This is a genomic window from Klenkia sp. AC732 (genome assembly GCF_979256525.1).
Genome location: NZ_CEEDOS010000026.1, coordinates 49,624 through 63,599 on the forward strand (window position 1 = coordinate 49,624; position 13,976 = coordinate 63,599).

Genomic DNA, 13,976 nt, shown 5'->3' on the forward strand with positions numbered 1-13,976 from the left:
GTCGATCGGTCAGGTCAGGACGACGCGCCACCGGGCGAGGCCAGCACCGACGGCGTCGTCTGGTCCGCGGGGGTCTTGGGCAGTTCGTGGTCCAGGTAGGAGGCGAGCGCGGCCGTCGTCCCGACGTCCCGGCCGGCCTGCTCGGACAGGAACCACCGGTGCTCCAGCACCTCGTGGAAGACCTGCGCGGGGGCGAGGCGACCGGCCAGGTGCGGGGGGATCGCCTCCACCACGGGCACGTAGACGTCGGCGAGCCAACGGTGCGCGGCCACCGCCTCCGGCACCGGGCGGCCCTCCTTCTGCTCCAGCCACGCCCGGTGGCTGCGGACGTCGTTGAGCAGCCGCCGCGCCTGGTTCTCCTGCACCTCCAGGCCGGTGAGCCGCAGCAGCTCGCGACGGTTCTGGCCCGGCTCGGCGACCCGGGTGTCCACCCGGAGCCGGGCGCCCTCGGGGGTGTGCACCAGCTCCACCTCACCGGCGTCGAAGCCCAGCTCGTTGAGCCACTGCAGCCGCTCGGCCACCCGGTACCGCTGCTCGTCGAGCCGGAACACCTCCTCACGGGTGACGGCGTCCCACAGCGCGGCGTAGCGCTCCGGCAGGGCGTCGGCGACGTCGACCGGGCTGATCTCCGGGGACAGCAGCCCGCCGAACTGCAGGTCCAGCAGCTCCGCGCCCACCCGTTCCCGGGCCAGCTCGACGTCGTGCTGGCGCATCCCGCGGGACAGCTGCGGGTGCCGCTCGGCGGTCTCGGCGTCGACCAGGTACGCGGTCAGCCCGTCGGCGTCGGGCCGGAAGAGCGTGTTGGACAGCGAGCAGTCGCCCCAGAACACCCCCGACAGGTGCAGCCGGACCAGCAGCACGACCAGGGTGTCCAGCAGCTGGGACGTCGAGTGCTGGCTGCGGGGGCTGGAGAACAGGTGCCGGTAGGACATCGAGTACTCGAGGTACCGGGTCACCAGGATCGCCTCCTGGTCGTCGGGGCGGTCCACGCAGATCCCCAGCACCGAGACCGAGGGCAGCCCGTCGGACTCGAACTCCCCCAGCAGGCGGTACTCCCGCCGGGCGAGGGACTCGGTGATCTCCTTGAGCGCGTACACCCGGCCCTCGGTGGCCACGAAGCGGACCACGTGCCGGGAGATGCCCCGTTGCGGCACGTCCAGGAGCACCGAGGGGTCCCACTCGGACAACGGGGAGTCCCAGGGCAGGTGCAGCAGGGCCGCTGCCTCCGTCGCCGGCGGTCGGAACAGGAAGCGCATGGGGACTCCGGGGTCGGTCGGACGGGGCCGGCCGCACGGGCCGGTCGAACGGGCCGGTCGAACGGGGCCCGGGACGACGGTGCCACGTCACGGGCCCGGGCGGCAGCTGCCGCCCGGGCCCGGTGCGCGCGGTGCGCGGGTCAGCCGAGCACGTGCTCCAGCGCCGCGGCCTGCCGGGCCCGCTCGGCGGCGGTGCCCGGGCGGAGCACCAGGCCCGACAGCCAGCGCAGCACCAGCGTGGCGGCGTCCCGCTCGACCTGCAGGGCGCGGGCCAGGTCGGCCACCACGAGCCGGTCCTCGGCCAGCAGCAGCCGGGCCAGCACCTCGGGCTCGGTCACCGCGAGCCGACGCAGCACCGGGTGCGCGCCGACCTCCTCGGCCAGCCGGCCCAGGGCCGCCCCACGGGGCAGCTCGCCGGCCAGGCCGACCAGGCGCTGCAGCTCGTCGTCGAGCAGGGCCGCGGCGACGTCGTCCTTGGTGCGGAAGTGGTTGTACAGCGTGGCCTTGGCGACGCCGGCGGCGGCGGCGACGTGCTGCATCGTGGTCTTGCGCAGGCCCTGGTCGGCGAAGGCGGTGGCGGCGCCGGCGAGCAGCCCGCGGCGGGTGCGGCCCATGGCGTTGCCGGAGCGGGTGTGCTCCCCGGCCCGGTGGCCGGGGGCGGCCGGGCGCAGCGGCGGGAGGCCCTCGAAGACGACGGTGGCGTGCGTGCCGGTGGGGGCGTCCTCGCCGGCGTCGGTGGCGGGCCCGTCGAGGTCGCGGACGGCCGAGAGCACGCCCGTCGAGGCGTCGGCCACGGGGCGCGGGGCGTAGCGGTCGGGCAACGGGATCGGCTGCATGCACCCTGTGTCTCATTGCCCCTACCCAGGGTCAAGGACCGGGGCCTCGGACGACGACCGTGTCGCGGCCCCGGCCGACCGCCCGGGACGGGGTCACCCGCCCGGGTGGCGCGCCCAGCGGGCCCGCTCACCTAGCGTGGGTGGGCTCGGTGGACCGGCCACGGGCGCCCCCGGAGGAGCCCCGTGTCCCGCACCGACCGTCGCCGTCCGCAGCGGCGTCCCGACCACCACGGCCACCACGGCCACCACGGCCACCACGGCCACCGTCCCCGACGGCGGCTCCTGGTGCTGCTGCTGGTGGCGGTCCTGGGGACCCTCGGGTGGTTCGGCACCCGCCCGGACACCGGGGCCTTCGCCCTGCGCCAGCTCGCCGGCGGGGACTCCCCCACCCTGGCCCCGGGCACCCGGCTCTACGGCAACCCCGACGCGCAGGCCCTCCAGTGGGTGGCCGCCCACCCGGACGACCCGCGCACCCCGGCCGTCGCCGACGCCGTCGCCGCCCGGCCGGTCGCCCGCTGGTTCACCGACCCCACCGAGGCCGTGCGCTCACAGGTCGACGCCTACGTCGACGCGGCCTCCATCGTCGGCGCCACCCCCACCCTGGTCGCCTACGCGATCCCCGACCGGGACTGCGGCCAGTACTCCTCCGGCGGGGCCGCCGACGCCGACACCTACCGCGCCTGGATCCGGTCCTTCGCCGACGGGCTGGGCGGCCGTCGGGCCGTCGTGGTCCTGGAGCCGGACTCCCTGGTGCACTTCGACTGCCTGACCGGCGACCAGGTCACCGAGCGGGAGGCCCTGCTGGCCGACGCCACCGCCGTCCTGGCGCAGCGGGCACCGCGGGCACGGGTCTACCTGGACGGTTCGGCCGCCAACTGGTCCATCGCCGCCGCCGAGCTGGCCGACCGGCTGGTCGCGGCGGGCATCGCCGACGCCCACGGCATCGCACTCGGCGTGTCCAACTACACCGAGACGTCGACGGCGGTGGAGTTCGGCCGGGCCACCGCCCGGGAGCTCGCCGACCGGACCGGGCAGCGGCTGGGCCTCGTCGTGGACACCAGCCGCAACGGCACGGGCACCCGGGTGTGGTGCAACCCCGCGGGCCAGCGGACCGGTCAGCCGCCCACGTCCTCCCCCGGCCTGGGGGACGACGTCGACGCGCTGCTGTGGGTCAAGCCCCCCGGGGAGTCCGACGGGGACTGCGGCATCGGCGCGGGCACCGTGTCGGGGCAGTTCGACCCCGACCTGGCGGTGTCACTGGCCGGATGACCCCGACCTGACCACTCAGGCGGCGAGCGCGACCGCGCCGCGGCGCCGGGTGGTGACCGGACCGTCCACACCGACCAGCGCGAGCGCAGGCTCGGGGGCGGGGGTCGCCGCGGGGACCAGCGGGCGGACCGGGCGGCGGGCCTCGTCGGCGGTGCGGAGCTCCTGGCTGACCTGGGCGAGCAGGTCGGCGAGCTCGACGTCGAGGGCGTCGCAGATGGAGGCCAGCAGCTCCGAGGAGGCCTCCTTCTGGCCCCGCTCGACCTCCGAGAGGTAGCCGAGGCTGACCCGCGCCGCGCCGGAGACGTCGCGCAGGGTGCGGCGCTGACGCAGGCGGTGGCCGCGCAGGGTGTCGCCGAGCTGGGTGCGCAGCAGCGTCATGGCCGTCTCCTGTCTCGCTGGATGCAGTGGCGACACGACGGTCGGGCCGTCGGTGTCACCGTGCTCTCACGCTACGCGGACGACGGGTCCTCGACCCGGTGGGCCGTGCCGCGTCCGCTGATGGCGTAACGCCACGGCAGGGGCGGGCGTTCCCGCCCTCACCCCAGCCGGTCGAGCAGCCCCGCGACGGCGGCCTGGACGGTGGCCTCGCGCACCGCGGCCCGGTCGCCGGTCAGGCGCAGCAGCGACACGGTGGTGCCCCCGGGCCCGGCCAGACCGAGGAACACGGTGCCCGGCGGGTGGTCGTCGACGGGGTCGGGGCCGGCGACCCCGGTCAGCCCCACGCCCCAGGTCGCCCCGCAGCGGGCGGCGATCCCCTCGGCCAGCGCGGCCGCGGTCTCCCGGGCCACCGGGCCCACCCGGGACAGCAGGTCGGCGTCGACCCCGGCGAGGGTGGCCTTGAGGTCCGTCGCGTAGACCACCGCTCCCCCGCGCAGCGTGGCACTGGCCCCGGGCACGCCGGCCAGCGTCGCGCAGAACAACCCGGCGGTGAGCGACTCGGCGGCCGCGACGGTCTCGCCCCGGCCCAGCAGGGCGGCGTGCAGGTCGGCGGCGGTCGGCGTGGTCACGGGCTCAGGCCGCGGTGTCGCGGCGCTCGGTGGCGTTCTCACCGGCCGCTGCGGCCCGGCGCGCGGCCGCGGACCGCATGGCGCGGGCGCTGGTCCGCCGCAGCCGCAGCGCCCGGACGACGTAGTCGAACCCGGTGACCAGGGTCAGGGCCAGCGCCGCAGCCATCAGCCACCAGCGCACCGTGCCCATGAACCCGGTCAGCGGGGACAGGTAGAAGCCGATGGCCAGCGCCTGCAGCACCGTCTTGGCCTTGCCGCCGCGGCTGCTGGCGATCACCCCGTGCCGGATGACCCAGAACCGGAGCACGGTGACGCCCAGTTCCCGGACCAGGATCGCCAGCGTCACCCACCACGGCAGCAGGTCCAGCACCGAGAGCCCGATGAGCGCGGACCCGGTCAGCGCCTTGTCCGCGATCGGGTCGGCCAGCTTGCCGAACTCGGTGACCTGGTTGCGTCGGCGGGCGATCATCCCGTCGTAGCGGTCGGTGATGATCGCCAGGGCGAAGAACAGCGTCGCCCACCAGCGGCGGGCCTCGTCCATGCCGCCGTCGGCCAGCAGCAGCCAGGCGAACAGCGGGACCACGGCCAGCCGCAGCACGGTCAGTGCGTTGGGCAGGTTCACCAACCGCGCCGTGGAGGGCGGGGTGGCGGCCGGGTCCGGGACGACGCTGCTCATCGGGGGGTCACTGCCGGGTCAGGCGGCCGCGGGGACGAGACAGGCGGCCACGAGGTCGACGCCCTCGGTGCCGGTGACCCGGGCCGGCACGACCTGGCCGGGGGTCGCGTCCAGCGGGACGCCGACGACGGTGGTCTGGCCGTCGGCGTCGGGGTCCTGGTGGGCGGCGTGGCCGGTCCAGCTGCCGGGCTCCCCGGCCAGCGGCTCGGTGAGCAGCACCTCGACGTCCTCGCCGATCCGCTCCTCGGCGCGCTGCGCGGTGAGCTCCTCGACCAGGTCGGTGATCCGGGCGACCCGTGCGTCGACCTCGTGCTGGGGCAGGTGGCCGTCCAGGCGGGCACCCTCGGTGCCCTCCTCGTCGGAGTAGCCGAACACCCCGACGGCGTCCAGGCGGCCCGCGGTCAGGAAGCGCTCCAGCTCGGCGACGTCGGCCTCGGTCTCGCCGGGGAACCCGAGGATGACGTTGGTGCGGAAGCCGGCGGTGGGGGCGATGGCGCGGGCCCGGTCGATGAGGGCGAGGAAGTCCTCGGTGCCGCCGAAGCGGCGCATCCGGCGCAGCAGGGTCGGCGAGCTGTGCTGGAAGGACAGGTCGAAGTAGGGCGCGATGCCCGGGGTGCCGGCGATGGTCTCCAGCAGGCCCGGCCGCAGCTCGGCCGGCTGCAGGTAGGCCACCCGCACCCGGACCAGGCCCTCGATCGCGGCCAGCTGGGGCAGCAGCTTCTCCAGCGTGCGCAGGTCGCCGATGTCCTTGCCGTAGGAGGTCGAGTTCTCGCTCACCAGGACCAGCTCGGTCACGCCCTGGCCCGCCAGCCAGTGCGCCTCGCCGAGGACCTCGGCGACCGGGCGGGAGACGAACGCGCCACGGAAGGTGGGGATGGCGCAGAAGGCGCAGCGCCGGTCGCAGCCGCTGGCCAGCTTCAGCGCGGCCGAGGGGCCGCTGGCCAGCCGGGTGCGCTTGAGCCAGTCGTGCCCGGGGATGGCGGGTGCCTCCGGCGAGATCGCGGCCCGGGTGCGGTCGGCCGGGCTGATCGGCAGCAGGGTGCGACGGTCACGCGGGGTGTGCGGCACCAGCGGGCGCCCGGCCAGGACGTCGTCCAGTCGGTCGCCGATGGCCTCGTAGTCGTCGAAGCCCAGCACCGTGGCCTCGGGCAGCGCCCCGGCCAGCTCGGTGCCGTACCGCTCGGCCATGCAGCCCACCGCGACCACTTGCGCACCGCTGCCGGTGGCCTCCAGGATCGCGTCGACGGAGTCCTTCTTGGCCGTCTCGATGAAGCCGCAGGTGTTGACCAGGACGGCGTCGGCGTCCTCGGCGTCGGTGACCAGCTCGTACCCGTCGGCCGACAGCCGGCCGGCCAGCTCCTCGGAGTCGACCTCGTTGCGGGCACAGCCCAGGGTCACCATGGCGACCTTGCGGGCTCCGGCGGGGAGGTCGGCGAGAGGCAGGGCAGGTCCAGCGGGCACAACAGTCACCCGGACATCGTAGGCGCCGCTGTCATCCTTCTCCGCCGCCGCGGAGCAGCATGAGGGTGCCGGGCAGGTCATCGGGCTTGAGCAGCACGTCGCGGGCCTTGGAACCCTCCGACGGGCCGACGATCCCGCGGCTCTCCATCAGGTCCATCAGCCGGCCGGCCTTGGCGAACCCGACCCGGAGCTTGCGCTGCAGCATCGAGGTCGACCCGAACTGGCTGGTGACGACGAGCTCGACGGCCTGGACCAGCAGCTCCAGGTCCCCGCCGATGTCCTCGTCGATCTCCTTCTGCTCGCCGCCGGCCTTCTCGACGACCTCCTGCCGGTAGTCGGGCTCGGCCTGCCGCTTGGTGAACTCGACGACCGCCTCGATCTCGCTGTCGGAGACGTAGGCGCCCTGCACGCGGATGGGCTTGCCTGCGCCGATCGGCAGGAACAGGGCGTCGCCCATGCCGATCAGCTTCTCCGCGCCGGGCTGGTCGAGGATGACCCGGCTGTCGGTGAGGCTGGAGGTGGAGAACGCCAGCCGCGAGGGCACGTTGGCCTTGATCAGCCCGGTGACGACGTCGACCGAGGGCCGCTGGGTCGCCAGCACCAGGTGGATGCCGGCCGCACGGGCCTTCTGGGTGATCCGGACGATCGACTCCTCGACGTCGCGGGGAGCGACCATCATCAGGTCGGCCAGCTCGTCGACGATCGCCAGGATGTAGGGGTAGGGCCGGTAGACCCGCTCGGACCCGGGCGGCGCGGTGATCTCCCCGCGCTCGACCTTCTTGTTGAAGTCGTCGATGTGCCGGACGCCGGTGGCGCGCATGTCCTGGTAGCGCTGCTCCATCTCCTCGACCAGCCAGGCCAGCGCGGTGGCGGCCTTCTTGGGGTCGGTGATGATCGGCGTGATCAGGTGCGGGATGCCGTCGTAGGGCGTGAGCTCGACCATCTTGGGGTCGATGAGGATCATCCGCAGCTGGTCGGGCGTGGCCCGCAGCAGCAGCGAGGTCAGCAGCGAGTTGATGCAGGAGGACTTGCCGGCACCGGTGGCACCGGCCACCAGCAGGTGCGGCATCTTCGCCAGGTTGGCGCAGACGAAGCCGCCCTCGATGTCCTTGCCCAGCCCGACCAGCATCGGGTGCGGGTCCTGCTTGGCCGCCCCCGATCGCATGACGTCGCCGAGGCTGACGGTCTCGCGGTCGGTGTTGGGCACCTCGATGCCCACGGCGGACTTGCCGGGGATCGGCGCCAGGATCCGGATGTTGTCGTTGGCGACGGCGTAGGCCAGGTTGCGGGTCAGCGCGGTGATCTTCTCGACCTTGACCGCGGGCCCCAGCTCGACCTCGTAGCGGGTGACGGTCGGTCCGCGGGTGAACCCGGTGACCGCAGCGTCGACGTTGAACTGCTCCAGCACCCCGGTGATCGCCTCGATGGCGACGTCGTTGGACTTGGAGCGGGCGCGCGGCGGGGTGCCGGCGCGCAGCGTGTTCAGCGAGGGCAGGACGTAGTCGCCCTCGACCGGCTCGATCTGCAGCTGCTCGGAGTCGCCCTGCGGCATCGGCTCCAGCTCGACGGGCTTGAGCGTGCGGTCGACCACGGGGGGACGGCGCAGCGAGGCGGTGCCCACCGGCTCGACGGCGACGGCGTCCGCCGCGCCGTCCAGGGCGCCGGTGTCCACGACGCCGGTGTCCATCGAGTCGGCCCCGGTCAGGGTCTCCAGTGCGGCCTTGGCGCGGCTGCGGCGGGGCTTGACGACCGGCTCGGGCTCGACGACGTCCAGACCGTCGTCGAACTCCTCGTACTCGTCCTCGTCGTACTCCTCGTCGTCCTCGGCGCGACCGGTGACCCGGTCCAACCAGCCGCGCAACCGCTCGGGCACCTGGTGCACGGGGGTGGCGGTGATGACCAGGACGCCGAAGAAGACCGCGAGCAGCAGCAGGGCGACGCCCACGACGGGGCCGACGCCGGCCCCCACCGGGTTGCCGATGGCCCAGCCGACCAGACCGCCGCCGGCGTCGCGACCGGCGTCGTCGGCCGGGGAACCGGTGACCAGGTGCGCGATGCCCAGCACCGGCAGCACCACGCAGACCCAGCCGATGACCAGCCGGCCGCGCGCCTCGGGCTTGGGCCCGTGGCGCAGCAGCCGCACCGCACCCACCAGCAGGACCACGGGCAGCACGTAGGTGAGCGCGCCGAAGGCCCAGCGGAAGGCACCGGCGATGTCGGACCCGACCGGGCCGACGTCGCCGACGTAGGCGGTGACGCCCAGCACGATCGCCAGCCCGAGGACGGCGAGGCCGACGCCGTCACGGCGGTGTTCGGGGGCCAGCGGCTCGGCCTCGTCGGGCCGGGCGACGGAGCGGGCGAGGCCACCGGCGCCGCGGGCCAGCAACGACCAGCTGCCGCTGGCGGCCGACCAGAGCCCGGCGCCGATCGAGCGGCGCGGCTTCGCGGCCGGACGACGGGCCGCGGTGGTGGAGCCGCGCTTGGCCGGGGCACGGGTGCCCGTGGCCCGCTTGGCGGGCGCCTTCTTCTTGGCGGACGTGGTGGCCGGGCGGCTCCGCGACGAGCCGCCGGCCGCCGGCCGCCGGCTCGGGGTGGACGCGCGCGCAGGCATGTCGCCGACGGTAGGCGAGTGCGTGGTGCTCGTGTGGCAGGCGGGACTGCGTGTCTGCCGGGCGCTCCTGTCGGACCCGCTGGCTACCGTCGCGGCATGCAGACGCACCCGTTCGGCAGCTGGCCCACCCCGATCACCTCCGAGCTGGTGGTGCAGGGCGCGGCGCGCCTCGGCGAGGTGGCCGTGGTGGACGACGGCGTCTGGTGGGCGGAGGGCCGGGCGTCCGAGGGCGGGCGCACGGTGCTGGTGCACCGTGCGGCCGACGGGACGACCACCGACCTGCTGCCGGCGCCCTGGAACGCCCGCACCCGGGTGCACGAGTACGGCGGTGGCTCCTGGGCGGTCGACGGGGGCACGGTCTTCTTCACCGACTTCGGCGACCAGCGGCTGTACCGGGTCCTGCCCGGCGGCGGGGAGCCCGAGGCGCTGACCGCGGCCCCGGAGATCCCGGCCGGGGTGCGCTTCGCCGACCTGACGGTCACCCCCGGCGGGCTGGTGCTCGCCGTGCGGGAGACCCACACGGCCTCCGGGGACGCCGCCGAGGTGGTGCACGAGGTCGTCACCGTCGCACTCGACGGCACCGTCGACGTGCTGGTCACCGGCCCCGACTTCGTGTCCGACCCGCGGCTGGGCCCGGACGGGTCGCTGTGCTGGTTGCAGTGGCAGCACCCGGACATGCCCTGGGACGCCGCCGAGCTCGTCGTGCGCGCACCGGACGGGCGGGAGACCGTCGTCGCCGGCGGTCGGTCGGGGGCCCGTCCGGAGTCCGTCGTGCAGCCGGTCTGGTCCGCGGACGGCTCACTGCTCTTCACCGCCGACCGCACCGGGGTGTGGGCGCTGTACCGGTGGCGCCCGGGGACGGGACCCGAGCTGCTGCTGGACACCGGCAGCGACCTGACCGGTCCGCAGTGGGTGTTCGGTGCCAGCCGCTTCACCGAGCTGCCCGACGGCCGGCTGGTGCTGGCCGTCGGCCGGGACGGCGCCGACCGGCTCGCCGTCCTGACCGCCGACGGGCTCCGCGAGGTCGACACCCCGTACGCCTCCTTCGGCCAGCTGCGCGCCGACGGCACCGCCGTGGTGTGTGTCGCCGGCGGCCCCACGACGAAGCCCGTCGTCGCCCGGGTCGACGTCGACGCGGGCACGGTCGAGGAACTCCGCCCGGCCCCGCAGGAGCTGGACCCGGCGTGGTTCTCCCGGCCGGTGCACGTCACCTTCCCGACCACCGATGACGGCTCCGGCGTCACGGAGGCGCACGCGCTGGTCTACCCGCCCACCAACCCCGACGTCACCGCGCCGCCCGGCGAGCTCCCGCCGCTGGTGGTGGTCGTGCACGGCGGTCCGACGTCCGCGGCCTCGCCGGTGCTCACGCTGGGCACCCAGTACTGGACCTCGCGCGGGTTCGCCGTCGCCGACGTCGACTACCGCGGGTCCACCGGCTACGGCCGGGCCTACCGGGACGCGCTGCAGGGCCGGTGGGGCATCGCCGACCTGGACGACGTCGTGGCCTGCGTGCGGTACCTCTCCTCCCCCGACGCGCCCGGGGCGCTGCGCGTCGACCCGGCCCGGGCGGTCGTCCGCGGCGGCTCGGCCGGTGGGTACACGACGCTGGCCGCGCTCACCTTCCGCCCCGGGGTGTTCGCCGCGGGTGCCAGCCACTACGGCGTGGCCGACCTGGCGGCCCTGGCCGCGGACACGCACTCGTTCGAGTCCCGGTACCTCGACGGGCTGATCGCCCCCTGGCCGGCGGGCGAGGCCGTCTACACCGAGCGCTCCCCCATCCACGCGGTCGACCGGCTCTCCACCCCGCTGGCGGTCTTCCAGGGTGCGGAGGACCGGATCGTGCCGCCCGAGCAGGCCGAGACCATGGTCGCGGCCCTGCGGGACAAGGGGGTGCCGCACGCCTACCTGCTCTTCCCCGGGGAGCAGCACGGCTTCCGGCAGGCTGCCAACATCCGGGCGGCGCTGGACGGCGAGCTGTCCTTCTACGCTCAGGTGCTCGGCTTCGAGCTGCCCGCGGCCGAGGGGATCACCCCGATCACGGTCCGCTGAGGTCGGGGGCGGCCAGACCCCGGGTCAGACCTCGAGCACCGTCGGCACGATCATCGGCCGGCGGCGGTGGGTCTGGGCCACCCAGGTGCCGACGGTGCGGCGGACGACCCGGGACAGCTTCTGGGCCTCCACCGGGCCGTCGGCCAGCGCCGCCCGCAGCGCCGTCTCCACCAGGGCCAGCGCGGGGTCGAAGGCCGTGGGATCGTCGGCGAACCCGCGGGCGGTCAGGTGCACCGGTCGCACCAGGGTGCCCGTCGTGGGCTCCACCACCACGGTGATGGCGACGAAGCCCTCCTCCCCGAGGATCCGGCGGGCCTGCAGCGACTCCTCGCCCACCTCGCCGACGCCGAGCCCGTCGACGTAGACGTCGCCGATGGGCACCCGGCCGACGATCGAGGCCCGGCCGTCCACCAGGTCGACGACGACGCCGTCCTCGGCCAGCAGCACCTGGTCGGCCCGCATCCCGGTCTCGGCGGCGATCGCGGCGTGCGCCCGCAGGTGCCGCCACTCCCCGTGGACGGGCAGCAGGTGCCTGGGGCGGGTGACCTGCAGCAGGGTGCGCAGCTCCCCCGCGGGCGCGTGGCCGGACACGTGCACCCGGGCGGTCTCCTTGTGCACCACGGTCGCGCCCAGCCGGGTCAGCCCGTTGATGACGCCGTAGACCGCGGTCTCGTTGCCGGGCACCAGCGAGCTGGCCAGCAGCACGGTGTCCCCGGCGGTGATCGTGACCTGGGCGTGGTCGCCGCGGGCCATCCGGCCCAGTGCGCTCAGCGGCTCACCCTGGGAGCCGGTGCTGACCAGCACCACCTGGGCCGGCGGCATCTGCAGGGCCTCCTCGAGGGTGACCACCAGGCCCGCCTCGACGTGCAGCAGCCCCAGCTCCTGGGCCAGGCCCATGTTGCGCACCATCGAGCGTCCGACGAGGGCGACCTTGCGCCGGTGCCGGACGGCGCTGTCGAGGACCTGCTGGATGCGGTGCACGTGGCTGGCGAAGCTGGAGACGATCAGCCGCTGCCCGGCGCGGGCGAACACGCCGTCCACGACCGGGCCGATGGACCGCTCGCTGGTGACGAAGCCGGGCACCTCGGCGTTGGTCGAGTCGCTGAGCAGCAGGTCGACCCCGGCGTCCCCGAGCCGGGCGAAGGTGGCCAGGTCGGTGACCCGGCCGTCCAGCGGCAGCTGGTCCATCTTGAAGTCCCCGGTGTGCACCAGCGTGCCGGCCGGGGTGTGCACGGCGACGGCCAGCGCGTCGGGGATGGAGTGGTTGACGCAGACGTACTCGGTGTCGAACGGCCCGGCCTGGTGGTGGTCACCGGCGGTGACCTCGACGAGAACCGGCTCGATCCGGTGCTCGCGGAGCTTCGCCGCCACCAGGGCCAGGGTGAACCGGGAGCCGATCAGCGGCAGGTCCGCCCGCAGCCGCAGCAGGTAGGGCACCGCGCCGATGTGGTCCTCGTGCCCGTGGGTGAGGACGACGCCCACGACGTCGTCGATCCGGTCGGCGATGACGCTGAAGTCGGGCAGCACCAGGTCGATGCCGGGCTGGTCGGCCTCGGGGAACAGCAGGCCGCAGTCGATGACCAGCAGCGCGCCGTCGAACTCGAGCACGGCCATGTTCCGGCCGATCTCGCCCAGCCCGCCGACGGGGACGACCCGCAACGCGCCCGCGGGCAGCGGTGGCGGGTCGGTCAGCCCCAGGTGGGCCGTGCTGGGCAGCGGGCCGCTCACAGCTGCACGCCGCCCTCGGCGAGGTCGCGGCGGAGCTGGGCCACCTCCTCCTCGGTGGCGTCGACCAGGGGCGGACGGACCGGACCCGAGGGCAGGCCCTGCAGCCGCAGCGCGGCCTTGACCAGGATCGCGCCCTGGGTGCGGAAGACCCCGGTGTAGACCGGCAGCAGCGAGGTGTTGACCTCGCGAGCCCGCACCAGGTCCCCGGCCTCGACGGCAGCGATCAGCTCGGCCAGCCGCGGCCCCACGAGGTGCCCGACGACGCTCACCACGCCGACCGCACCGAGGGCCAGCAGCGGGAGGTTCAGCGCGTCCTCACCGCTGTAGTAGACGAGGTCGGTGCGGGCCAGCGTCCAGGCCACGGCCGGCAGGTCGCCCTTGGCGTCCTTGACCGCGACGATCCGCGGGTGCTCGGCGGCCCGGACCAGGGTCTCCACCTCGATCGGCACCACCGAACGCGGCGGGATGTCGTAGAGCATCACCGGCAGGTCGGTGCTGTCCGCGATCGAGGTGAAGTGCCGGAGCAGCCCGGACTGGGGCGGCTTGTTGTAGTACGGCGTCACGGCCATCAGCGCGTGCGCCCCGAGACGCTCGGCGTCCCGCGCCTTGTCGATCGAGTGCGCGGTGTCGTTGGTGCCCACCCCGGCGACGACGACCGCCCGGTCGCCCACGGCGTCGAGCACCACCTCGAGCACCGAGCGCTGTTCGGCGTCGCTGAGCGTCGGGGACTCCCCCGTCGTGCCGTTGACCACCAGGCCGTCGTGCGCGCAGCGGTCCACCAGGTGCGCGGCCAGCTCCTGGGCGCCGGCCAGGTCGACCGTGCCGTCCTCGGTCATCGGCGTGACCATGGCGCTGAGCACGCGACCGAAGGGCCGCCGGGGGTCGCGGGCTCCGGTGGCCGGGACGGGTGAGGACATGGGTCGAACTTACCGACCGGTCGCGGGCCGCTGCCGGGCCGCTGCCGGGCAGCTGGCCGCTCCTGCCCGGGCGGGCGGCCCTCGGACGCCCCGGGCAGGATGCGGCCGTGACCCTCCCCCCGGACGCCCCCGCCGTCGGCGGGCAAGTCGACGCTCGCGGCGACCC

11 protein-coding genes are annotated in these 13,976 nt (G+C 75.0%); 2 read left to right on the plus strand and 9 right to left on the minus strand.

Going from position 1 to position 13,976, the window contains the following annotated elements:
- Nucleotides 1-14: 14 nt before the first annotated feature.
- Together AC0IVP_RS13770 and AC0IVP_RS13775 are read right to left on the minus strand one after the other, a co-directional pair.
- Nucleotides 15-1,256 carry a DUF4032 domain-containing protein gene (locus AC0IVP_RS13770; RefSeq protein ID WP_056291507.1) on the minus strand — a complete coding sequence of 414 codons (1,242 nt, stop codon included), beginning with the start codon at nucleotides 1,254-1,256 and terminating at the stop codon, nucleotides 15-17.
- Nucleotides 1,257-1,396: 140 nt separating this feature from the next.
- On the minus strand, nucleotides 1,397-2,092 hold the full coding sequence (locus AC0IVP_RS13775) for a TetR/AcrR family transcriptional regulator (protein ID WP_471757223.1): 696 nt from the start codon (nucleotides 2,090-2,092) through the stop codon (nucleotides 1,397-1,399).
- A gap of 183 nt (nucleotides 2,093-2,275) precedes the next feature.
- Here AC0IVP_RS13775 and AC0IVP_RS13780 point away from each other — a divergent pair, with 183 nt between their 5' ends.
- Complete coding sequence (locus AC0IVP_RS13780; RefSeq protein WP_471757225.1) at nucleotides 2,276-3,361, plus strand: glycoside hydrolase family 6 protein; 1,086 nt, start codon at nucleotides 2,276-2,278, stop codon at nucleotides 3,359-3,361.
- A 15-nt stretch (nucleotides 3,362-3,376) separates the two neighbouring features.
- On the opposite strand, the gene AC0IVP_RS13785 is transcribed toward AC0IVP_RS13780, so the two are convergent.
- From AC0IVP_RS13785 to AC0IVP_RS13805, 5 genes are all read right to left on the minus strand, one after another.
- Nucleotides 3,377-3,739, minus strand: a complete 363-nt coding sequence (locus AC0IVP_RS13785) for a helix-turn-helix domain-containing protein (RefSeq protein ID WP_056291502.1) — start codon at nucleotides 3,737-3,739, stop codon at nucleotides 3,377-3,379.
- 158 nt (nucleotides 3,740-3,897) lie between these two features.
- On the minus strand, nucleotides 3,898-4,368 hold the full coding sequence (locus AC0IVP_RS13790) for a CinA family protein (RefSeq protein ID WP_471757227.1): 471 nt from the start codon (nucleotides 4,366-4,368) through the stop codon (nucleotides 3,898-3,900).
- Nucleotides 4,369-4,372: 4 nt separating this feature from the next.
- Nucleotides 4,373-5,044, minus strand: a complete 672-nt coding sequence (gene pgsA / locus AC0IVP_RS13795; RefSeq protein WP_056291497.1) for a CDP-diacylglycerol--glycerol-3-phosphate 3-phosphatidyltransferase — start codon at nucleotides 5,042-5,044, stop codon at nucleotides 4,373-4,375.
- 18 nt (nucleotides 5,045-5,062) lie between these two features.
- Nucleotides 5,063-6,514, minus strand: a complete 1,452-nt coding sequence (gene rimO, locus AC0IVP_RS13800; RefSeq protein WP_471757229.1) for a 30S ribosomal protein S12 methylthiotransferase RimO — start codon at nucleotides 6,512-6,514, stop codon at nucleotides 5,063-5,065.
- Between the two features lie 22 nt (nucleotides 6,515-6,536).
- On the minus strand, nucleotides 6,537-9,116 hold the full coding sequence (locus tag AC0IVP_RS13805; protein WP_471757231.1) for an FtsK/SpoIIIE family DNA translocase: 2,580 nt from the start codon (nucleotides 9,114-9,116) through the stop codon (nucleotides 6,537-6,539).
- Nucleotides 9,117-9,212: 96 nt separating this feature from the next.
- Between AC0IVP_RS13805 and AC0IVP_RS13810 the strand changes: the two genes are divergently transcribed.
- The gene (locus AC0IVP_RS13810; RefSeq protein WP_471757233.1) at nucleotides 9,213-11,165 is read left to right on the plus strand and encodes a prolyl oligopeptidase family serine peptidase; all 1,953 of its coding nucleotides are present in this window, start codon (nucleotides 9,213-9,215) and stop codon (nucleotides 11,163-11,165) included.
- 24 nt (nucleotides 11,166-11,189) lie between these two features.
- Here the strand turns inward: AC0IVP_RS13810 and AC0IVP_RS13815 are convergent, their stop codons facing one another.
- Both AC0IVP_RS13815 and dapA read right to left on the minus strand, forming a co-directional pair.
- Complete coding sequence (locus tag AC0IVP_RS13815) at nucleotides 11,190-12,893, minus strand: ribonuclease J (protein ID WP_471757235.1); 1,704 nt, start codon at nucleotides 12,891-12,893, stop codon at nucleotides 11,190-11,192.
- Entirely contained in the window at nucleotides 12,890-13,810 is a 921-nt protein-coding gene (gene dapA / locus AC0IVP_RS13820) for a 4-hydroxy-tetrahydrodipicolinate synthase (protein ID WP_471757237.1), read from the minus strand. The genes AC0IVP_RS13815 and dapA overlap by 4 nt, the downstream gene beginning before the upstream one ends.
- Between the last annotated feature and the right edge of the window lie 166 nt (nucleotides 13,811-13,976).